We start from the raw sequence: 20,392 nt of genomic DNA, 5'->3' as shown, positions 1-20,392 counted from the left end.
GCCTTAGGCTTCGGTGCGGAGGCCCGCAAGCGCGGCCACCGCAGTCTTTAATTGTTCAACGCCGGTGTCGACGTCCGTCAGGTGCAGGCGCAGCACGGGGCGGCCGTGGTCGGCCAGCACCGCGGCGTCGCCGGCAGCTTGGGCGGCGATCAGCTGTCCAAAGGTGAACGGCCGCTCCGGGATGGCCAGGTCCTGCGCCGCGTCGCCGGTCACCTGGAGGAATACGCCAATGGCGGGGCCGCCCTTGTGGAACTGGCCGGTCGAGTGCAGGAACCGCGGCCCCCAGCCGAAGGTGACAGGGCGGGCCGTTGCGCCCGCCAGCTTGTCGCGGATGCCGGCGAGGGGGGCGTTGGCGAGCCTGTCCAGGTAGGCCTGGACGCTGAGGTAGCCGTCCGCGGGAAGTGTCCCGATCAAGGCGGTGAGGGCGCCGGTGACCGTTGACACCCCTGTCAGCCAGCCGGCGTCGGCGTTGGCCGCGCGGACCTCGATGGCGCCCTCGGTGAAGACGGCCGGGGTGGGTGCCGGCGTGGCGTCGAGCAGGCCGCGCGCGGCGGCCTTGGCGGCCTCCACGTCCGGCTGGTCGAAGGGGTTGATGCCCAGCAGGCGTCCTGCCACGGCCGTGGCGAACTCCCAGACCATCATCTGCGCCCCCAGGTCCCCGGCGATGCTCACTTCATTGTCGCGAAGTTCGACGTCGGCGTCCCCGGCCACCAGCCGGACCACCAGGACGTCGGCGAGGCCTTCGGTGACCTCGGGGGAGGCCGGGCCGGCCACGACCGGGAGGAGGCCCGTGCCAAGCTTGCCGGTGGATTCGGCGATAAGCTGTTCGGCCCAGTCGGCGAATCCGACAATGCCGGAGCCTTCGTCGACAATGACCACCTTGTTGCGCAGCGGGGCGGTGCCGCCCAGGGCCGCGCCGAGGCGCAGGCCGATGTTGTCGGCGTCGTCCTCGCGCAGGAACTCGGCGGCTTCCTCCGCGGAGTCGAGCAGCGCCTGGACGTCCACGCCGGCCAGGCCGGACGGGACCAGGCCGAACGCAGTCAGGCCCGAGTAGCGCCCGCCCACGTTGGGGTCCGCATTGAACACCTTGCGGTACCCGGCCTGGCGGGCCGCCTTGTCCAGCGGCGAGCCGGGGTCGGTGACGACCACGATCCGCTGCCTTGCCTCGATCCCGGCGGCGGTGAATTCCTGCTCGAAGATGCGCCGCTGCGAGTCGGTCTCCAGGGTGGAACCGGACTTGGAGGACACCACAATCGCGGTGTGCGCCAGTCGGTCGGCCACGGCCGCACGGACCTGGCCGGGCTCGGTGCTGTCCAGCACGGTCAGGTCGACGCCGGCCGTGGCGGCGATGACCTCGGGCGCCAGGGAGGAGCCGCCCATGCCGCAGAGGACAATGTGGGTCACGCCCTCGGCGGCCAGTTCGGCGCGCAGTGCATTAATCTCGGTGACGAGCGGGGCTGAGACCCCGGGGGCTTCCACCCAGCCGAGGCGGATGGCGGATTCGGACTCGGCGTCGGGGCCCCACAGGGCGGGGTCCTTGGCAAAGATCTTGGATGCCACCTGGTCGGCCACGAGTGTGTCGAGGTGGAGCAACCCGGCGGCCTGTGCGGCGCCGGTGGCCGCGAATGCGAGAGTCGTCATCGGCTATGCGTCCTTGCCTGCGGCGTTGAGGGCGTCCTGCACGTGGGTGAGCAGGTCCTTCCAGCTGGCCACGAACTTGTCCAGTCCTTCCGTCTCCAGCAGGCCCACAACGTCGTTGTAGGAGATGCCCAGGCCCTCGAGCCTGTTAAGCAGCGCGTTGGATTCGTCGTAGGTGCCGGTGATGGTGTCGCCCGTGACCTCACCGTGGTCGAAGGTCGCGTCGAGCGTCTTTTCCGGCATGGTGTTGACAACGTTCCTGGCCACCAGGCCCGTGACGTACAGCGTGTCGGGGTAGGCTGGGTCCTTGACACCCGTGGAAGCCCACAGGGGCCGCTGGGGGAGGGCGCCGGCGTCGGCCAGGAGGGCCCAGCGCTCGGAGGAGAAGACTTCCTCGAAGACCTGGTAGGCCAGGCGGGCGTTGGCCAGGCCGGCCTTGCCCTTCAGGCCCTTCGCCTCGTCGGTGCCGAGGGCGTCCAGGCGCTTGTCGATCTCGGTGTCCACGCGGGAGACGAAGAAGGACGCCACCGAGTGGATGTCGGCGAGGTTGTGGCCGTTGGCCTTCGCCTTTTCCAGGCCGCTGAGGAAGGCGTTGACCACGGCGCGGTAGCGTTCCAGCGAGAAAATCAGGGTCACGTTGACGCTGATGCCCTCGGCCAGGGTTGCCGTGATGGCCTCCAGGCCCTCCACGGTGGCCGGGATCTTGATGTAGACGTTCTTCTTGTTGACCTTCGCGTAGAGGCGCTTGGCCTCGGCGATGGTGCCCTCGGTGTCCCAGGCCTTGCGGGGGTCCACCTCGATGGAGACGCGGCCATCCACGCCCTTGGTGGCCGCGGCCACGCCTGCGAAAACGTCGCAGCCGTTGGCGACGTCCTCCGTGGTCATTTCAAACACGGCTTCCTCGGAGTGGACGCCCTTGGCGGAGAAGTCCTTCAGGGACGACTTGTACGCGTCGCTCTTGGTGATGGCGGCCTCGAAGATGCTGGGATTCGTGGTGACGCCGACGACGTTCCTCTCGTCGATGAGCTTCTGCAGGCTGCCGTCCGTCAGGCGGGTGCGGGTGAGGTCGTCGAGCCAGATGGACACGCCGGCGGCCGAGAGCTGGGCGGTGGGTGAGTTGGTAGTCATGTCTGCTTGCTTCTTTCCTTCAAAAATGATGGACAGGGGGAGTCGGCGGTTCGACGGCGGGGGCTGCTAGGCGCCGGCGGCGGCGAGGGAGTCCTTGGCGGCGGCTGTGACTGCCTCGGTGGTGATGCCGAATTCCTGGAACAGGCGCTTGTAGTCGGCCGAGGCGCCAAAGTGCTCCAGCGAAATGGAGCGTCCGGCGTCGCCGACGAACTCGCGCCAGGTCAGGGCGACCCCGGCCTCCACGGAGACGCGGGCCCTGACGGCGGCGGGGAGCACGGACTCGCGGTACTCGGCGGGCTGGGCGTGGAACCACTCCACCGACGGCATCGAGACCACGCGGGTGGCGATGCCGTCGGCCTGGAGTGCTTCGCGGGCCTCCACGGCCAGCTGGACCTCGGAGCCGGTGGCGATCAGGATCACGTCGGGCGTGGCCACGGCGCCGTCGCGCACTGCTTCGGCCAGGACGTAGCCGCCCTGGGCCGCGCCGGCGGCGGAACCGAACTCGGTGGCCGTCGCCGCGCCCGTGCCGCGGGCAAAGGTGGGGATGTTCTGGCGGGTGAGCACGATGCCGGCCGGGTGGTCGGTGGTTTCCAGGATCTTCTTCCAGGCGGCGGCCACCTCGTTCGCGTCGCCCGGGCGGACCACGTCCAGGCCCGGGATGGCGCGCAGCGTGGCGAGCTGCTCCACGGGCTGGTGGGTGGGGCCGTCCTCGCCCAGGCCGATGGAGTCGTGCGTCCAGACGTAGATGGACGGGACGCCCATCAACGCGGAGAGGCGGATGGCCGGGCGCTGGTAGTCGCTGAAGATCAAGAAGGTGCCCGAGAACGCCCGGGTGGGCCCGCCCAGGTGGATGCCGTTGACGATCGAGGCCGCGGCATGCTCGCGGATGCCGAAGTGCAGCACCCTGCCGTAGGGTCCGCCGGACCAGGTGTCGGTCTGCTTGGACGCCGGGACGAAGGAGCCGTATCCGTCGATGGTGGTGTTGTTGGAGCCGGCGAGGTCGCAGGAGCCGCCCCAGAGTTCCGGCAGCACGCCGCCGATCCCGTTGAGGACCTTGCCCGAGGCGACGCGGGTGGAGACGTCCTTGCCGGCCTCGAACACCGGGAGGGTGTTTTCCCAGCCGGCCGGGAGCTCCTTGTTTTCGATGCGCGCCAGCAGGGCGGCGTTGACCGGGTTGGCGGCCTTCCAGGCGTTGAAGCCAGCATCCCATTCCTTGTGGGCGGCCGCGCCGCGCTCGGCGACCTGGCGGGCGTGGGCCAGGATGGCGGGGTCGACGTCGAAGTGCTTCTCCGGGTCAAAGCCGAGCTCGGCCTTCAGGGCCGCCACCTCGGCGGCGCCGAGCGCCGAGCCGTGGATCGCGCCGGTGTTCTGCTTCTTCGGTGACGGGTAGCCGATGATGGTGCGCAGCAGGATGATGGAGGGCTTGTTCGTCTCGGCCTTCGCAACCGCCAGCGCCTCGTTGAGCTCGGCCACATCCTCGACGTACTCGCCGGTCTTGGTCCAGTCCACGCGCTGGACGTGCCAGCCGTAGGCCTCGTAGCGCTTGAGCACATCCTCCGAGTAGGCGATGTTGGTGTCGTCCTCGATGGAGATGTGGTTGGAGTCATAGATGACCACCATGTTGCCGAGTTCCTGGTGGCCGGCCAGCGAGGAGGCCTCGGATGTGACGCCTTCCTGCAGGTCGCCGTCGGAGGCGATGACCCACACGGTGTGGTCGAACGGGCTGGTGCCGGGGGCGGCGTCGGGGTCCATGAGCCCGCGCATGCGGCGCTGGGAGTACGCGAAGCCAACGGCGGAGGCCAGGCCCTGGCCCAGCGGGCCGGTGGTGATTTCCACACCCTTGGTGTGCTTGTACTCCGGGTGGCCCGGGGTCAGCGAGCCCCAGGTGCGCAACGCCTCCAGGTCCTGCAGCTCCAGGCCGTAGCCGGAGAGGAAGAGCTGGATGTACAGGGTCAGCGAGCTGTGGCCCGGGGAAAGGATGAAGCGGTCGCGGCCGGTCCAGTTCGGGTGCTTCGGGTCATGGCGCATGACCTTCTGGAACAGGAGGTACGCGGCCGGGGCCAGGGACATCGCGGTTCCCGGGTGCCCGTTGCCCACCTTCTCAACGGCGTCCGCAGCCAGGACGCGCGCCGTGTCCACTGCCCGCCGGTCCTCGGACGTCCAGGAAAATGTTGCTGATTCAGGATTAGACACTGACAGGTCCCTCTCGTTGGGTGCGTGCATGAAGCAGGTGCGGGGCACACGGATGGCCTGCGGGCGTGAACTCGTCCGCCATCGGACACCGCGCACTGTCCAGCGTTGAAACTATTGATCTTTCTTCAGCTTAGCGCCACGGGTGCCGTGGAGGGCCAAACTGGCGTGCGGCGGCCAATTCATAAAGCCGGTGGCGGCGGGGCATTTGATCTAGTTTTCACGAACTTGGCGTAAAGACTTGACTTATGCCCGTTCATGTCTTTTCTCGCGGGGGCGGCTATGATATTTAGAGGTTTGGCCCGCCCGCGCCCGCAGGCCGGCTGGTGCGGTGCGCCAGGCCCGCGGCGCCGAGCCAGAGAATCTGTTGTGAACAACCGACGAGAACATGGTGACATTACACGTGAGTGCAACGCATGCCCCGACCGCTGGAACCTCACCGGAAGTGCCTGGCGCACGGGTGGGATTTTCCGCAAAGGCCAAGGGGTATTTGGCCCTGACCAAGCCCCGGGTGGTGGAATTGCTGCTGGTCACCACGCTGCCCACCATGTTCTTCGCCCAGGGCCATTCGGGCAGGGGCGGCCTGCCGGGCCTGTGGCTCATGGTCGCGACGATGGTGGGCGGGGCCCTGGCGGCCGGCGCGTCAGGCGCGTTCAACTGCTACATCGACCGTGACATCGACAAGGTCATGCACCGCACGTCCCAGCGCCCGCTGGTGACCGGCGTCATCACCCCGCGCGAGGCCCTCGTCTTCTCCTGGGTGCTGACCGTCCTGGCCGTGGTGCTGCTCTGGAGCATCAACCCGCTCACCGGATTGCTCGGCGTTGGCGCCATCTTCCTCTACGTGGTGGTGTACTCGCTGATCCTCAAGCGGCGCACCACGCAAAACATCGTGTGGGGCGGCGCGGCGGGCTGCATGCCCGTGCTCATCGCCTGGTCCGCCGTGACGAACACCGTCCAGTGGCCGGCCGTGATCCTGTTCATGATCATCTTCCTGTGGACGCCGCCGCACTACTGGCCCCTGTCCATGCGCTACAGCGACGACTACAACGCCGTGAACGTGCCCATGCTCGGTGCCGTGGCCGGCTCCCGCACCGTGGCCGTGCAGGTGGTCCTCTACACCTGGGCCATGGTGGCGTGCTCGCTGCTCATGATCCCGCTGGGCGGTGCGGGCATCGTCTATGCCGTGGTGACTGTTGCCGCCGGCGCATGGTTCCTGGTCGAGGCCCACACGCTGTACAACAATGCGAAGAAGGACCTGGTCACCAAGAAGAACGCCATGAAGGTCTTCCACGTCTCCATCACCTACCTGACGCTGGTGTTCCTGTCCCTGGCCGTGGACCCGTTCGTCGGCGCGGCCTTGATGCGCTGACGTACCCTGAACCACCGACCCCAACCCGAAGCACGACGGCGGCACCCACCCCTTGCGGGCGGGTGCCGTTTGGCTGTGCCGGCCCGCGGGGCCGGGAAACCGGCTGTCAGGCGCGGACGGGGTCCTTGCCGCGGCGCAGGGCCAGGTCAACGATGTTGGTGCCCGTGGCCAGCAGCAGGGAGGAGCCCACCATGTGCAGGCCGACGAGGAACACGGGCACGCCGGTGAAGTACTGCCAGTAGCCGATGGCGCCCTGGTACACCACCGTGACGATCAGCAGCAGGGATGCGTTGCGCAGGATGTCGTTCCTGCCGCGGCCCCACAGCAGCACCACCAGCAGCACCGAGACCGCCACCAGGACATAGACCGGAAGCACGTGGATGCGCGTGACGAGGTAGCCGTCCAGGTTGGTGCGCGGGGAGGAGGCGTCGCCGGAATGCGGGCCCGTGCCCGTGACGAGCGTGCCCAGCGCCACGGCGAGGTAGGTGCACACGGCGGCCGCCACGGCCAGCTGTCGGATGGTCTTGCGGGGCCGGACGGCGTGGGCGGGGGCGGTCCGGCCGGTGCGGCCGTAGGCCCGGTTGACCAGCAGCATGGAGAAGACCACCAGGGCGGCGGAGACCAGGAAGTGCAGGCTCACCACGTAGGGGTTCAGGCCCGTCAGCACCGTGATGCCGCCAATCACGGCCTGGACCGGGATGCTGGCCAGCAGCGAGAACGTGAGCCAGAACAGGTCCTTGCGCTCCTTGCGGAGGTTCCACAGCACCACCAGCAGGGCCAGGGCCACGGCCGCCAGGGCAAAGGTCAGGGTCCGGTTGGTGAACTCAATGACGCCGTGGATGCCCATGGCCGGCGTGTTGGTCAGCGACCCCGCCGTGCAGTTGGGCCACGTGGGACAGCCCAGCCCGGAGCCGGTCAGGCGCACCACGCCGCCGGAGACAATCAGCACGCCCTGCCCAATCAGCAGCCCCACGGAGAGGCGGCGGATCGCGGGCGTCACGGTGGTGGGCAGCTTGTCCGTGAAGGATCTTAGTGTGTTGCTTTGACTCACTTCATTCACATCTTTCAGGTCCATTTGAACCACTTGATCGCCGCGATGGAACCGGCAACGGCCCAGGCGAGCAGGATGACAATTGCAAAAACATCAACGCGGCCCTGGAGCAGCGCGGCCCGCATGAGGGTGCCCAGCGCGCCGGACGGCAGCCAGTCCACGATCCCGGCCATGGTGGCCGAGAACTTGGCGGCCGGCAGGACAATCCCGCCCAAGGCAGCCAGCAGGATCCAGCCAAGGTTGGTGATGGCCAGGGTGGCCTCCGGCCGAACGGTCCCTGCGATCAACAAGCCCAGCGCGGTAAACGTGGCCGCGCCCAGCACAAGCAGCGGGATCCCCAGCGCAACTCCGGCGGCGGATGGACGCCATCCCAGGAAGGCGGCCACCGTGGAGATGATGACGACCTGGATGGCCAGCGCCACGAGCACGGCGATGACCTTCCCGGCAATGAGGCCGGCCTTGCCCAGCGGGGTGGTGGAAAGGAAGCGGAGCACCCCGTAGCGCCGGTCAAAGCCCGTCGCAATGCCCTGGCCGGTGAAGGCGGTGGATAAGGCGCACAGCGCCAGGATGCCCGGCGTGGCAATGTTGATCCGGGAATTGCCCATGCCGTCGAGGATGGGCGTCACGGCGAGGGCGATCAGGCCCAGCAGCGGCATGACGATCATCAGCACCAGCTGTTCACCGTTGCGCAGCATGGCGGCGGCCTCATAACGTCCCTGGCTCAGCACGCGGCGGGCAAGGGAGGCCGGCAGTCCGGCGGGGGCGTCACGGAACAAGGTGCTCATCGGGTCTCCGTCTTCAGTGCGAGGGGTTCCTTGGACGCCGCAATCGCCAGGAACACGTCTTCCAGCGACTGGGACGCCAGGTGGACCGAGGTGGGCATGATGCCCTGCCCGGCGCACCACCCGCCGAAGCGGCCCAGGTCCGCCGGTTCCAGCGCACCGCCCAGCCGGTAGCTGCCCGGCCGGGTTTCCTCGCAGCGTACGCCGTCGTGGACCAGGGCCGCCGTGTCCAGGCCCGGCGCCGCCTCAAAGGTCACGACACGGTGGGACTGCGACGCCGTCGACTGGCTCAGCAGCTCCGGCACGGTGCCCTCGGTGACCGATTCGCCGTGGTTGACAATGTAGACGTAGTCCGCCAGCCGCTGCGCGTCGTCGAGCAGGTGCGTGGTGAGCACGATCGCCTTTCCGGCGTCGCGCAGTTCACGGATCAGCTCAAAGACCATCAGGCGCGACTGCGGGTCCAGCCCGGCGCTGGGCTCGTCCAGGAACAGGATCTCGGGATTGCCCAGCAGGCTTGCGGCCAGGGCCACGCGCTGCTTTTGCCCCCCGGAGAGACGCCGGATGGTGGTGCCGGAGAACTCGCCGATGCCCAGCCGGGCCACGAGCGCGTCTACGCTGAGCGGGTTGCTGTAGAGGCTGGCCACGTGGCGCAGCAGTGTCACAGGCCGCGCCGCGGGCGGAAGCCCGCCGTCCTGAAGCATCACGCCGACCCGGGCGCGGAGGGTTGCGTCGGCATCATCCGGGTCCCGGCCCAGCAGTGAAATGCTGCCCCCGGTGCGGTTCTGCAGACCCTGGGCACATTCGATGGTGGTCGTCTTGCCGGCGCCGTTGGCGCCCAGCAGGGCCGTCACCTCGCCGAACCGGGCCTGGAGGCTAATATTGGATACGATCCTTTTCATCCGCCCGTCAAGGGCGGCGATGGGACCAACGTCCTTGACGAGCCCGGAGATGACGAGGGCGGCGTCGGGAGCGGGAGGGGAAGTCTGCGTCACGGGCCTATTCTACGTGATGTAGTACCCCGCCGGTGAAGTGTCCCACGGCGGTCCGGGCGCCGTGCGTGCCCGCGTAGGGTCGCCTTACTGGAAAGTCCGCGTGAATTACGACATAATTGTGTTGTTTATTGTTGTGTCCCCTATTCACGCGGCGGAGGTGCCAGGAATGACAGACGTTCACGCAGGGCATGCCCCCGCCGTCGCCGTCGAGCCGGACGAGAGGACCCGCGACCGGGTGCTGACGGCCGTGCTGGAACACGGCCCGGTGAGTGCCGCCCAGCTGGGCCAGCTGCTGGGCCTCACGCCCGCCGCCGTCCGCCGCCACCTGGACACGCTGTCCCGGCACGGCGTGATTGAAATCAAGCTCATCAGCAATCGCAAGAGCGGGGCCGGGCGCCCCGCCCGCCGCTACGTTGTTTCGCGGCAGGGCCAGACGGAAATCGGTGACGACTACCTGGAAATTGCCCGGCTGGCGCTGTCCGAACTTGCCGCACACAGCGGTGACCGGGGCGTCGTTGACTTCGCCGAGCGCCGCTTTGCAACGATGGAGGCCAGCTACCAGCCGCTGGTCGACGCCGCCGGCAGCGATGTTGCCGCACGATCCAAGGCACTGGCCGCGGCCCTGAACGCGGACCGCTTCGTGGCGACGTCGAACTCGTTGAACCCGCATTCGGCCATGGCGGCCGAGCAGCTGTGCCAGGGGCACTGCCCCATTCAGGAACTGGCCAGCTCGTTTCCCGCATTCTGCGACGCCGAGACGGAAGTTTTTTCCCGGCTGCTCGGTGTCGACGTGCGCAGGCTCTCCACCATGGCAAGTGGCGGGCACGTGTGCACCACCCATGTACCAACGGGCCGTGCCGTGGTCCGCAAGCGCGACCCTGCGCCTGCGGACGCCTCACGACCGTCGACAATTATTTCCAACCATCAGCAAGAAAGGCCGTGATGACGGATCAACTAGCGCAGGATGTCCGCGTGGATGGTGCGGTGGAAGACTCCACCAACCACGATATCCTTCAAAGAAACCCGGAGCTGGAGGGCTTGGGCACTTATGCCTTTGGCTGGTCGGACAAAAACACGGCCAGCGACAATGCCCGCCGCGGCCTAAGCGAGGAAGTCGTCCGCGACATCTCGGCGAAAAAGGGCGAGCCGGAATGGATGCTGGACCTGCGCCTGAAGGGCCTGAAGTACTTTGACCGCAAGCCCATGCCCACCTGGGGTGCAGACCTCTCCGGCATTGACTTCGACAACATCAAGTACTTTGTGCGCTCCACCGAAAAGCAGGCCCAGACCTGGGAAGACCTGCCCGAGGACATCCGCAACACCTACGAGCGCATCGGCATCCCCGAGGCCGAGCGCAACCGCCTGGTGGGCGGTGTCACGGCGCAGTACGAGTCCGAGGTGGTCTACCACCAGATCCGCGAGGATCTCGAAGCCCAGGGCGTCATCTTCACCGACACCGACACCGGACTGCGCGAGTACCCGGAAATCTTCCAGGAATACTTCGGCACCATGATCCCGGTGGGCGACAACAAGTTCGCCTCGCTGAACACGGCCGTCTGGTCCGGCGGATCGTTCGTCTACGTCCCCCCGGGCGTCCACGTGGAAATCCCGCTGCAGGCCTACTTCCGCATCAACACCGAGAACATGGGCCAGTTTGAGCGGACGCTGATCATCGCCGACGAGGGCAGCTACGTCCACTACATCGAAGGCTGCACGGCCCCGATCTACACCTCGGACTCGCTGCACTCGGCCGTCGTCGAGATCGTGGTGAAGAAGAACGCCCGCGTCAGGTATACCACCATCCAGAACTGGTCCAACAACGTGTACAACCTGGTGACCAAGCGCGCCATCGCACACGAGGGCGCCACCATGGAGTGGGTCGACGGCAACATCGGCTCCAAGGTGACCATGAAGTACCCGGCCGTGTACCTGGTCGGCGAGCACGCCAAGGGCGAGACCCTGTCCGTGGCATTTGCCGGCGAGGGCCAGCACCAGGACACCGGCTCCAAGATGGTCCACATTGCGCCGAACACGCAGTCCTCCATCATCTCCAAGTCCGTGGCGCGCGGCGGCGGCCGCTCCGCCTACCGCGGGCTGGTCCAGATCCGCGAGGGCGCCAACCACTCGGCCAACACCGTCCGCTGCGACGCCCTGCTGGTGGACAACATTTCCCGCTCCGACACGTACCCGTACGTGGACGTCCGCGAGGACGACGTCTCCATGGGCCACGAGGCCACGGTGTCCAAGGTCAGCGAGGAGCAGCTGTTCTACCTGCAGTCCCGCGGCATGCCCGAGGACGAGGCCATGGCCATGATCGTGCGCGGCTTCATTGAGCCGATCGCCAAGGAACTGCCCATGGAATACGCGCTGGAACTGAACCGCCTGATCGAACTGCAGATGGAAGGGGCCGTCGGCTAAATGACCGAGCTCACCGAAGAAAAAGTTATTGACACCCCTGTCTCTGAAGAGCACGACGGCAAGGTCTGGTCGCAGGGCTTCATCAAGGGCATGACCGAGGAAGGCGAAAAACTTTCCGACCTCAACCCCGAGTCCGGCCCCCTCGGCGGCAGCGCCGTCAAGGCCCACAGCCACGGTGACAGCCACGGCGGCGGCGTCGGAGTTCCGGACAGCTCGCGCGCCGGACGCCTGACCTCCTACAAGCTGGCCGACTTCCCGCTGATCACCGGCCGCGAAGAGGACTGGCGCTTCACCCCGCTCAAGCGGCTGCGCGGCCTTGACCGCGTGGGTGTCAAGGGCCAGGAACTCAATGGCCCAGCCCCCGTCGTCGCGGTCACCAAGCCCGACGCCGTCACCGTTGAGACCGTGGGGCGCGGCGACGCCCGGATCGGCTCCGCGGGCATCCCCGAGGACCGCGTGGCCGCCGCCGCGTGGGAGCACTTCGCCGAGGCCACCGTGGTCACCCTGCCCGCCGAGTACCAGGGCACGGCCGACGACGTCACGACCCTGACGCTGACGGGCGCCGGCGACACCCCCGCGGCCTCACACATCGTGGTGCACGCGAAGAAGTTCGCCACCGGCGTGGTGGTCCTGGACCACCGCGGCACCGCCGTGCTGAGCGAGAACGTGGAGGTCCTGGTCGAGGACGGCGCCAACCTGACGGTTGTCAGCATCCAGGACTGGAACGACGACGCCGTGCACGCCAGCGGACAGCACATCTCGGTGGGCCGGGACGCGAAGGTCAAGCACGTCGTCATCAACCTGGGCGGCAACCTGCTGCGCACCACGCCGTCGGCCCGCTACACGGGCCCGGGCGGTGAGGTTGAAATGTACGGCCTGTACTTTGCCGACGCCGGCCAGCACCTGGAACAGCGCCTGTTCGTGGATCACTCCACGAAGAATTGCAAGTCCCGGGTCACGTACAAGGGCGCCCTGCAGGGTGACGGCGCACATGCCGTCTGGATTGGCGACGTGCTGATCCGCAAGGAGGCCGAGGGAACCGACACCTACGAGATGAACCGCAACCTCATCCTGACCCAGGGTGCGCGCGCCGACTCGGTGCCGAACCTGGAAATTGAGACGGGCATGATCGAAGGAGCCGGCCACGCAAGCGCCACCGGCCGCTTCGACGACGAGCAGCTTTTCTACCTGCAGTCCCGCGGCATCCAGGAAGACGTGGCCCGCCGCCTCGTGGTGCGCGGCTTCCTCAACGAAGTCATCCAGCACATCAAGGTTCCCGCACTGGAAGAGCGCATGCGCGACGCCGTGGAACGTGAATTGGCGGCAGGCGCACTGTAATGACCGAGCCATCCACCACGACGCCCACAGGCGTGGTTGTCTGCCAGGACAGCGACGTCGAGGTGAAGTCCGCCCTGCTCGTGGAAATTGACGATTACCCCATCGCCATAGTCCGCGACTCCGCAGGCGTCCTGCACGCCATTGGCGACACCTGCTCACACGCGGAAATCTCGCTCAGTGAGGGCGACGTGGAAGGCTGCACCATCGAATGCTGGGCACACGGCAGCTCGTTCGACCTCAGGACAGGCGAACCGCTGACGCTGCCCGCATTCGAGCCGGTGCCCGTCTTTGCCCTGTCAGTCCACGGCAGCGACGTCTACGTGGACGTCACCAACATCATCAACGGTGTCAGCACGCAGTAGCGTCCCGCGCACCAGCACACCCCCATTCATTCTTAGGAGAAACAAAGAGCATGTCGACTCTGGAAATCAAGGACCTGCACGTCAGCATCGCCACCGAGCAGGGCGTCAAGCCGATCCTCAAGGGCGTCAGCCTGACCATCAACACCGGTGAAACCCACGCCATCATGGGCCCGAACGGCTCCGGCAAGTCCACCTTGGCGTCCACCATCGCCGGCCACCCGCGCTACACCGTGGACAGCGGCTCCATCACGCTCGACGGCGAGGACGTCCTCGCGATGACCGTCGACCAGCGCGCCCGCGCCGGCCTGTTCCTGGCCATGCAGTACCCCGTGGAAATCCCCGGCGTCACCATGACGAACTTCCTGCGCACCGCCAAGACCGCCATCGACGGCGAAGCCCCCAAGCTGCGCACCTGGACCAAGGACGTCAAGGCGGCCATGGCCCAACTGCGGATCGAGCCCGAGTTCGCCGAGCGCAACGTCAACGAAGGGTTCTCCGGCGGCGAAAAGAAACGCCACGAAATTCTCCAGCTCGAACTGCTCAAGCCGAAGTTCGCCATCCTCGACGAGACCGACTCCGGCCTGGACGTCGACGCGCTGAAGGTGGTCTCCGAGGGCGTCAACCGCGCCATCGAGGACGGTGGGCTGGGCACCATGCTCATTACCCACTACACGCGCATCCTGCGCTACATCAAGCCCGACTTTGTGCACGTCTTCGTGGACGGAAACATCGCCGAGCAGGGCGGCCCCGAGCTGGCGGACCGCCTGGAAGACGAAGGCTACGACCGCTACCTGGCCGACGCACCGGCCACGGTCTAGCGCCGGCCCTCTTCAAGCGAAAGCGAAGACACACATCATGACTGAGATCAGCGAAACCAGCGCCGCCGCCCCCAGCGCGCAGGCCGACCTCGAAGACGTCGAGGAGGCCCTCAAGGACGTCATTGACCCCGAACTGGGCGTCAACATCGTCGACCTGGGCCTGCTGTACGGCATGCGCTATGGCGACGACGGCGCGCTTCTGCTGGACATGACACTGACCACGGCGGCCTGCCCGCTCCAGGACGTCATCGAAGAGCAGGTTGAAAACTCGCTCGGCCCGATCGTGGACGAGTGGCGCATCAACTGGGTGTGGATGCCGCCGTGGGGTCCGGAACGGATCACCGACGACGGCCGCGACCAGATGCGCGCCCTCGGCTTCAACATCTGACAGCCCGCCCAACGGCGCCGGCTTTTGGGGCCCCGCCCGCCCTGAGGGGCGCTGGCGGGGTCCCCTGTGTCAAGGTCCGCTGCCTTAGGAGTCCGCTGCCTTAAGAGTCGGCTGCCTTAAGATGGGTCACATGCCTTTTATCGACCAGCTGCGGCACTGGGCCCGCACGCAACCGCACCGGGCCGCCGTCGTGGTGGGCACGCAGCGGCTCAGCTTCGCCGGGCTCCTTGACGCGGCAGCGGCATGGCCGGCACCCCAGCCGTCCGCCGGCGCGGCACTGGCCGTCATTGACGAACCGGACGGCACCGCGCTGGCTGCACGCTTTGTGGGTGCCGTGGCCCGCGATGGCGTGGCGGCCGTGCTGGACCCAAGCTGGCCGCAGGAACTGAAGGCGGCGGTCACGGACCGGGCGGTCGCGTGGGCGGCCACGGAAGCGGCGCCCCCGGCCTCGGAACCCGGCTTCCGCGACGGGCCGCCCGGCTCAACGTTCCTGCTGGGCCTTTCCTCCGGGACGAGCGGTGTGCCCAAGGCCTTTACGCGGTCGAGGGCGTCATGGCAGGCCTCCTTCGCTGCGAGTGCCGCCTACTTCGGCGTCACCGCGGCGGACGTCACGCTTGCGCCGGGCCCCATGGCTGCGAGCATGAACCTCTACGCCCTGGGCGAGGCCTTGTTCACGGGCTCCACCTTTGTGGCCCTCCCTCAGTTCAGCGCCGATGCCGCCCTTCACGCCGTCACGCACGACGCCGCCACCCGCCTGGTGCTGGTCCCCACCGTTCTGGCCCTGCTGGCCAGGCGCGGCCTCGACACGGGGCAGGGGGCGGGGGCCGTCACGTCGATCGTGTGTGCCGGTTCGGCGCTGCCCGCGGGCGTGGAGGAGTTGGCGCGGCAGTGGGCGCCCCGGGCCAGGATCTTCCAGTACTATGGCGCCTCAGAGCTCGGCTTTGTCGCTGCGTCCGGGAACGACGGGGACGACGGGACGCCGTGCGCGGGCCGTGCGTTCCCGGGGACCGAAGTTTCGGTGCGCGGCACCGGCGGACTGCCTGCCGGCCCGGGGGAGTGCGGCAGCATTTGCGTCCGCGGCCCCTACGTGGGGAACGGCTACGCCTGGGGCGACGACGGACTCGCCTTCAACGTGCTGCCCGGCGGCGGGGCTTCCGGGGGCGGTGCTTCCGACGGCCCCTGGTACACGGTCCACGACCAGGGCTTCCTGGACGGCTCCGGCAGGCTCCATGTGGTGGGGCGGGCGTCGGACATGATCGTCACGGGCGGCGCGAACGTCTACCCCCAGCAGGTGGAGGGAGATCTGGAGGCCGTTGCCGGCCCCGGCACCGTTGTGGTGGCGGGTGTGCCGGACGCCGTGCGCGGACAGCGCGTGGTGGCCGGACTCTTCCCGGGCGGGGGCCCGCCGGGCGTGGCACCCCTGACGGCCGGACAGCTGCTGGCCGCCTGCCGGCGGCGGGCGGCCGCCCTGCCGGCCCCCCAGCGCCCCACCCGCTACTACGCCCTGACGGATCTGCCCCTGACCGGCGCAGGCAAGCTCAGCCGCACCCTCCTGCAGGCCTGGATCGGCGGAGGGGACGCCCGTGCGCAGCGGATCCACTGACTCCAAGCCCGCCGGCGGGGCCGAACCCGGCGTCGTGCCCGACGACGCCCGCACCCCGGTCATCATTGCCGCCCGCCGGCTTGCCACGGCCAAGGCCGGGGGCGCCTACGGCCGGCTGCGCGTCCACGATCTTGCAGCCCCCGTACTCCGGGCAGTCCTGGACGACTCGGGGGTGGGCGGCGCCGAGGTGGACGACGTCATCCTCGGCAACGCCACCGGGGGCGGGGGCAACATGGCCCGGCTGGCCGCCTTGACGGCCGGTCTGCCGGACGCCGTGCCGGGCCTCACCGTGGACAGGCAGTGCTCTTCCGGACTCGACGCGGTGGTCCTGGCGTGCCGCCTTGTCCAGGCGGGCGCGGGGGAGCTGTACCTCGCCGGGGGTGCGGAGAGCATCAGCACGGCGCCGGCCCGCGCCCACCGGCTGGACGGCGGGGGCCTGGACTTCTTTGACAGGGCGCAGTTCGCCCCGCAGGCATCGGGGGATCCGGACGCGGGAGTGGCCGCCGAAAACGTGGCGGCCCGTTTTGGCATCAGCCGCGAACGCCAGGACGCGTATGCGCTGGAGAGCCACCGCAGGGCCCGCGCCGCGGCGGACAACGGCGTGTTCGACCGCGAGATCGTGCCACTGGCCGGGCTCAGCGCGGACCAGGGGCTGCGCAGGACGCTGACCCCGCGGCTCATGGCCCGCTTTCCAGCGGCCTTCGTGGGCGGCGGCACCGTGACGGCGGGGAACTCGTGCCCTTACAGCGACGGCGCCGCGGCCGTCGTCGTGACCACGCTGGCGAAGGCGCGGCGCCTGGCGGCACACGGCCTCGTGTTCCGGGGGAGCGCGGCGGCCGGGACGGACCCCACGCTGATGGGGGTGGGCGCCGCACACTCCACCCTGGCCCTTTCACAGTCCCTGGGAACCGGGCTGGCAGGGCTGGCGCCGGGGCTGCTGGAATTCAACGAGGCCTTTGCCTCCCAGGTCCTCGCGTGCGCGGGGCTGCTGGGCGTCGACCCCGCAGCCTTCAACCGCGACGGCGGAGCCTTGGCCCTGGGGCACCCCTACGGGGCGTCGGGCGCCGTGCTCGTCACGAGGTTGTTTGCCCAGTCACTGGCGCGCGGCGAATCCGGCCTGGGCGCGGTGGCCATGGTCAGCGCCGCGGGCGGCCTGGGCGTCAGCGCCGCCTTCGAGTGGCGCGCCTTCTGACGCGGGCTGTCGCCGGCCCCGTCCTGCCATTTTCCCAGGACGCCCGCATGGCGGCGGGGATCCGGCGCCACCGTCAGGCCCGCACGATGATCCGCACGACGTCCGCGGGCCGGTGCCGGGGAGAGAGAACAGCCAGGTCGAGCCGGTCGCGCCGGGCCCGCAGGAGCAGCTTGGCGAGGTCCGGGTCCCGCGTGAGGTAGCGGTGTCCGTCGCAGCAGCCGGCGATGGCGAAGCCCTCGATGCGCCCGTGGCAGTCGAAGACGATCTCCGCGACGCGCCCGGAGTGCTCCACCAGGTCGCCGCACGGCTCCTTGTGGCGCGGGGGCACGCCGGACGGAGAGGGGAGGATCGACTCCGGGTCGCCCCCGAGTCCTGCGACACGTCCGGCCAGATAGTCGACATAGCGTTTCAGTACAGGATGCCAGCGGTCGTCCGGCGGGAGCTGGCCCAGCCGCCACCGCATGATGGCCAGGGTGTTCTCCTCGGGCAGGAGCATCGATTCGGCCGTGCCCACGGGAATCCTGACGGAGAACGTCCCGATGACGGAGCGCCACGTCGCTCCGGCCCGGATGGGGGGATGTTCGCCGCCTTTCCCGCGGCCCTTGGGGAACTCGATCACCCGGTTGGCCTTGTGGCCCAGCCGCCGCACGACGACGTCGTACTGGTCGCCGGTGTGCACGGTGGTCGGCAGGTCGAGCGTGAGCAGGCCCGCGAGGTTCCCGCCGGCCCGGGCGGGAATGGGCACATAGGTGACGCCGCCGGTCACCTGGCAACGGATCGTGTGCGGATCAGCCACCGTGAGCCCGTGCGCCGGGTGGGCGGCCGTGGCAAGGTCGACGACGTCGCCGGCGTCGACCTGCGGCCAGAAGATCGAGGCGGTGCTGCCCGAGGGGATCCGGCCCCAATCGATCATCAACTCATCGACCCCGTCGATTGCCCCGAGCGGGCTGGGCCGCAGGTCGAACGTCTGGGGGATGCGGTGGGCGGACGCGGGACCGGGGTTGTCGGAGTGGGTCACCTGCAGGTTGCGCTGCGCGAGCTTGTCTGAGCCCTCCGGGGTCGCGCCGGCGAAGATCGGTGCGCCGTCGAAGGCGATCTGGGCGACGAGGCAATGGTGGGTGCCGTTGAGCCAGCCCTGCACGGGCCGGCCGTCGATGACGTACGACGCGTCGTAGATGTTCAGGAAGCACCCAAAGTACGCCCACACGCTGTCCTTGCCGGTGGGGATCACGACATCGCGGGTATTGGCACCGCCGGTGCCATAGTCGGTGTTCGCCCCAAGGTTTCCCGAGGCAAAGAACGGCAGCGTCGTGTGCCCCGCCCCCGGCTGCGGTGAAGCCGGAAGTCCGCCCGCATCGGTGGAACTCGGATAGGTCGAGCCCGTCTGGTAGTCGGTGTCAGCCGTCTGGGAGGACCAGAGCCGGAAGAAGGTGCGCACCCCGTTGGCGGCGCCCGCAGGGCCCGGGGACCCGCGGAGCCGCACGCGGGCCACGGCGAACTGGTAGTTGCTGTGCACCTGGGGCGGGAAGTGGCCGAAGTCCACGGTGAACGGGGTCACCGACGAATCGCCGCTCAGTGCGGTGCCCTGCCCCGGGAGCACCGTGGCGAATGGATCGCTCCCGGCGGGGTCCGCATACGTCGCGTTGAGCCAGGTGAGGAGCCGCTGGGCGTAGTCGTAGGCCCCGGCCGGATTGTCGGCAAGGAAGGCCGGCCCGCCGGGAACGGGCGTCCCGTCGACCGCCGGCGTCGCCGTGAACACGCGCAGGTCCTGGCTCAGGTAGAACACGTTGCCCTGCGCCGGGTCGATGTTGGTGAAATACGGATCGGCGCCGGCGACGAGCTCGAACAGGGCTGACGTGTCGGTGGAGGGCACCTTGGTCCCGTCGGTGGCGAGGTACGCGTCCAGCGGGTACGTCTGGCTTCCGGCACTCGGGAAATGCGTCAGCGACTGGGCAGAGAAGGTGATGTCGAACGCCACCCTGATCCGCTGCTGCTGGTCGGGCTGCGCGGCGTTTTCGAAGTCGACGGCGCCGTTCGCCGTGACCGTGACCCCGGGGATGCCGGCGAAGGGTCCCGTGGGCGTCGGCACCGAGACATGCAGCGAGCCGAAGGTGGTCCGGCTGAAGCCCTCGACGACGAGCCAGAACGCGTTCTCTGCCTTGCCGCCGTTGGTGTTGATCAGGTCCTGGACCTCGTCCTTGCCGAACGTGTCCTTGTCCACCCAGAAGGAGACCGAGCCCAGCGGCAACACGCAGGTGTTGGCCGCCTTGCTCCAGTAGCTCTGGACGGAGCAGGTGATCCCGTTCATGTCGACGGTGGCGAACTCGTTGTTGCAGGTGTCGCCAATCTCGTCGTTGGTCACCGGGCTCCCGTCCGACTTCGTGCCCTGGACGAGGATGCTGTTGTTTGACGTGTCGACGTCGGGATTCGTGCAGGCCTCGACGAGTTCGTGCGAGAACACCTTCGTCACACAATCGTGGCCCGTGAGCGAGCCGGTGTTGTCCACCCAGGCGTAGTACGCGGTGTTGCCGTTGTACGTCAGGCTCTGGTGCTGGCCGGCGAGTCCGTTGTTGCTGTTGCTGACGCCCTGGGGTGCAATCACCGCGTAGAAGCGGTTGTGCCCGGCGGCCGGCTGTGGCATCGAGGTGTTGTTCGCGAAGCGGGCCTTCAGCATCGCCACGACGTCGGCGTCGGTATAGCCGTTCGCCGGGCTGGTGCCGTCGAAGATCTCACTGTAGATGACGCTGCCCTGGCCCACCCCGCGGTACTGGCCTAGGCCGCTCATATACGGCCCCGTCACGATCCCCCTCATGGCCTGCTCGTACTGGTCCCGGGACGGGGACGGCGTGGCACTCCAAAAGCTGCCCCAGAAAACGATGACGACCTCGACGCCGGTGAGCACGCGGCCGCCCTTGTCGTCAGTGCCCGTGACCGTGTAGTCCGGGCTGAACGTCAGGTCGCCGCCCACCGGCTCGGTGCCGGGCTCGACCTTGCGGACGATGCCTCGCAGCGTGGCCCCGCCGTCCTCGATTTCGCCGTTTGCCGTCATCGCGCACCCCGCCCCTGTGTCCACCGCCGCCGCCCCTGCAGACGTCTGTTGTGAGGCATGTTACAACTGAT

At 68.4% G+C, this 20,392-nt stretch carries 16 protein-coding genes; 9 read left to right on the top strand and 7 right to left on the bottom strand.

The window, feature by feature from the left end; all coding sequences use genetic code 11:
• Nucleotides 1-3: 3 nt before the first annotated feature.
• From G6034_RS08200 to tkt, 3 genes are all read right to left on the bottom strand, one after another.
• Nucleotides 4-1,641 (bottom strand): glucose-6-phosphate isomerase, encoded by a 1,638-nt coding sequence (locus G6034_RS08200; protein ID WP_176634621.1) that lies wholly within the window; start codon nt 1,639-1,641, stop codon nt 4-6.
• A gap of 3 nt (nt 1,642-1,644) precedes the next feature.
• A complete protein-coding gene (tal, locus tag G6034_RS08195; protein WP_176634620.1) occupies nt 1,645-2,766 on the bottom strand; it encodes a transaldolase in 1,122 nt (373 codons plus the stop codon).
• A gap of 66 nt (nt 2,767-2,832) precedes the next feature.
• The gene (gene tkt / locus G6034_RS08190; protein ID WP_176634619.1) at nt 2,833-4,989 is read right to left on the bottom strand and encodes a transketolase; all 2,157 of its coding nucleotides are present in this window, start codon (nt 4,987-4,989) and stop codon (nt 2,833-2,835) included.
• Nucleotides 4,990-5,347: 358 nt separating this feature from the next.
• Between tkt and G6034_RS08185 the strand changes: the two genes are divergently transcribed.
• Nucleotides 5,348-6,328 carry a heme o synthase gene (locus G6034_RS08185; protein ID WP_425485487.1) on the top strand — a complete coding sequence of 327 codons (981 nt, stop codon included), beginning with the start codon at nt 5,348-5,350 and terminating at the stop codon, nt 6,326-6,328.
• A gap of 106 nt (nt 6,329-6,434) precedes the next feature.
• On the opposite strand, the gene G6034_RS08180 is transcribed toward G6034_RS08185, so the two are convergent.
• Genes G6034_RS08180 through G6034_RS08170 form a run of 3 tightly spaced genes read right to left on the bottom strand, consistent with a single transcriptional unit; the run spans nt 6,435 to nt 9,153 of the window.
• The gene (locus G6034_RS08180; RefSeq protein ID WP_343037986.1) at nt 6,435-7,379 is read right to left on the bottom strand and encodes a COX15/CtaA family protein; all 945 of its coding nucleotides are present in this window, start codon (nt 7,377-7,379) and stop codon (nt 6,435-6,437) included.
• A gap of 14 nt (nt 7,380-7,393) precedes the next feature.
• Complete coding sequence (locus tag G6034_RS08175) at nt 7,394-8,164, bottom strand: ABC transporter permease (protein ID WP_176634616.1); 771 nt, start codon at nt 8,162-8,164, stop codon at nt 7,394-7,396.
• Entirely contained in the window at nt 8,161-9,153 is a 993-nt protein-coding gene (locus G6034_RS08170) for an ABC transporter ATP-binding protein (protein WP_343037985.1), read from the bottom strand. Before G6034_RS08170 ends, G6034_RS08175 begins: the two co-directional genes overlap by 4 nt.
• Before the next feature lie 166 nt (nt 9,154-9,319).
• Between G6034_RS08170 and G6034_RS08165 the strand changes: the two genes are divergently transcribed.
• The 8 genes from G6034_RS08165 to G6034_RS08130 all read left to right on the top strand — a co-directional run bounded on the left by G6034_RS08165 (nt 9,320) and on the right by G6034_RS08130 (nt 17,272).
• The gene (locus tag G6034_RS08165) at nt 9,320-10,096 is read left to right on the top strand and encodes a helix-turn-helix transcriptional regulator (protein ID WP_176634615.1); all 777 of its coding nucleotides are present in this window, start codon (nt 9,320-9,322) and stop codon (nt 10,094-10,096) included.
• On the top strand, nt 10,096-11,571 hold the full coding sequence (gene sufB, locus G6034_RS08160) for a Fe-S cluster assembly protein SufB (RefSeq protein ID WP_176634614.1): 1,476 nt from the start codon (nt 10,096-10,098) through the stop codon (nt 11,569-11,571). Before G6034_RS08165 ends, sufB begins: the two co-directional genes overlap by 1 nt.
• The gene (gene sufD / locus G6034_RS08155) at nt 11,572-12,909 is read left to right on the top strand and encodes a Fe-S cluster assembly protein SufD (RefSeq protein ID WP_176634613.1); all 1,338 of its coding nucleotides are present in this window, start codon (nt 11,572-11,574) and stop codon (nt 12,907-12,909) included.
• Nucleotides 12,909-13,271, top strand: a complete 363-nt coding sequence (locus G6034_RS08150) for a non-heme iron oxygenase ferredoxin subunit (protein ID WP_176634612.1) — start codon at nt 12,909-12,911, stop codon at nt 13,269-13,271. The genes sufD and G6034_RS08150 overlap by 1 nt, the downstream gene beginning before the upstream one ends.
• 50 nt (nt 13,272-13,321) lie before the next feature.
• Entirely contained in the window at nt 13,322-14,089 is a 768-nt protein-coding gene (gene sufC, locus G6034_RS08145) for a Fe-S cluster assembly ATPase SufC (protein ID WP_176634611.1), read from the top strand.
• A 37-nt stretch (nt 14,090-14,126) separates the two neighbouring features.
• Complete coding sequence (locus G6034_RS08140; protein ID WP_176634610.1) at nt 14,127-14,477, top strand: metal-sulfur cluster assembly factor; 351 nt, start codon at nt 14,127-14,129, stop codon at nt 14,475-14,477.
• A gap of 130 nt (nt 14,478-14,607) precedes the next feature.
• Nucleotides 14,608-16,080, top strand: coding sequence for a class I adenylate-forming enzyme family protein (locus G6034_RS08135; protein ID WP_176634609.1), 1,473 nt, complete (start codon nt 14,608-14,610; stop codon nt 16,078-16,080).
• Nucleotides 16,061-17,272, top strand: a complete 1,212-nt coding sequence (locus G6034_RS08130; protein WP_176634608.1) for an acetyl-CoA C-acyltransferase — start codon at nt 16,061-16,063, stop codon at nt 17,270-17,272. The genes G6034_RS08135 and G6034_RS08130 overlap by 20 nt, the downstream gene beginning before the upstream one ends.
• A 73-nt stretch (nt 17,273-17,345) precedes the next feature.
• Here G6034_RS08130 and G6034_RS08125 read toward each other — a convergent pair whose 3' ends face one another.
• Nucleotides 17,346-20,321, bottom strand: coding sequence for a hypothetical protein (locus G6034_RS08125; RefSeq protein WP_176634607.1), 2,976 nt, complete (start codon nt 20,319-20,321; stop codon nt 17,346-17,348).
• Nucleotides 20,322-20,392: the final 71 nt, after the last annotated feature.

Origin of the sequence: Arthrobacter wenxiniae (assembly GCF_013376105.1) — a bacterium.
In the GTDB taxonomy this organism is placed as follows: Bacteria; Actinomycetota; Actinomycetes; order Actinomycetales; family Micrococcaceae; genus Specibacter; species Specibacter wenxiniae.
This window is presented reverse-complemented; position numbering and strand designations above follow the sequence as displayed.

Excerpts from the sequence above, each read along its gene's own strand:
- G6034_RS08175 (WP_176634616.1), bottom strand. The coding sequence starts at position 8,164 with ATGAGCACCTTGTTCCGTGACGCCCCCGCCGGACTGCCGGCCTCCCTT.
- G6034_RS08165 (WP_176634615.1), top strand. The coding sequence starts at position 9,320 with ATGACAGACGTTCACGCAGGGCATGCCCCCGCCGTCGCCGTCGAGCCG.
- G6034_RS08140 (WP_176634610.1), top strand. The coding sequence starts at position 14,127 with ATGACTGAGATCAGCGAAACCAGCGCCGCCGCCCCCAGCGCGCAGGCC.
- G6034_RS08125 (WP_176634607.1), bottom strand. The coding sequence starts at position 20,321 with ATGACGGCAAACGGCGAAATCGAGGACGGCGGGGCCACGCTGCGAGGC.
- sufB (WP_176634614.1), top strand. The coding sequence starts at position 10,096 with ATGACGGATCAACTAGCGCAGGATGTCCGCGTGGATGGTGCGGTGGAA.
- sufD (WP_176634613.1), top strand. The coding sequence starts at position 11,572 with ATGACCGAGCTCACCGAAGAAAAAGTTATTGACACCCCTGTCTCTGAA.
- sufC (WP_176634611.1), top strand. The coding sequence starts at position 13,322 with ATGTCGACTCTGGAAATCAAGGACCTGCACGTCAGCATCGCCACCGAG.
- G6034_RS08135 (WP_176634609.1), top strand. The coding sequence starts at position 14,608 with ATGCCTTTTATCGACCAGCTGCGGCACTGGGCCCGCACGCAACCGCAC.
- G6034_RS08200 (WP_176634621.1), bottom strand. The coding sequence starts at position 1,641 with ATGACGACTCTCGCATTCGCGGCCACCGGCGCCGCACAGGCCGCCGGG.
- tal (WP_176634620.1), bottom strand. The coding sequence starts at position 2,766 with ATGACTACCAACTCACCCACCGCCCAGCTCTCGGCCGCCGGCGTGTCC.
- G6034_RS08150 (WP_176634612.1), top strand. The coding sequence starts at position 12,909 with ATGACCGAGCCATCCACCACGACGCCCACAGGCGTGGTTGTCTGCCAG.
- tkt (WP_176634619.1), bottom strand. The coding sequence starts at position 4,989 with ATGCACGCACCCAACGAGAGGGACCTGTCAGTGTCTAATCCTGAATCA.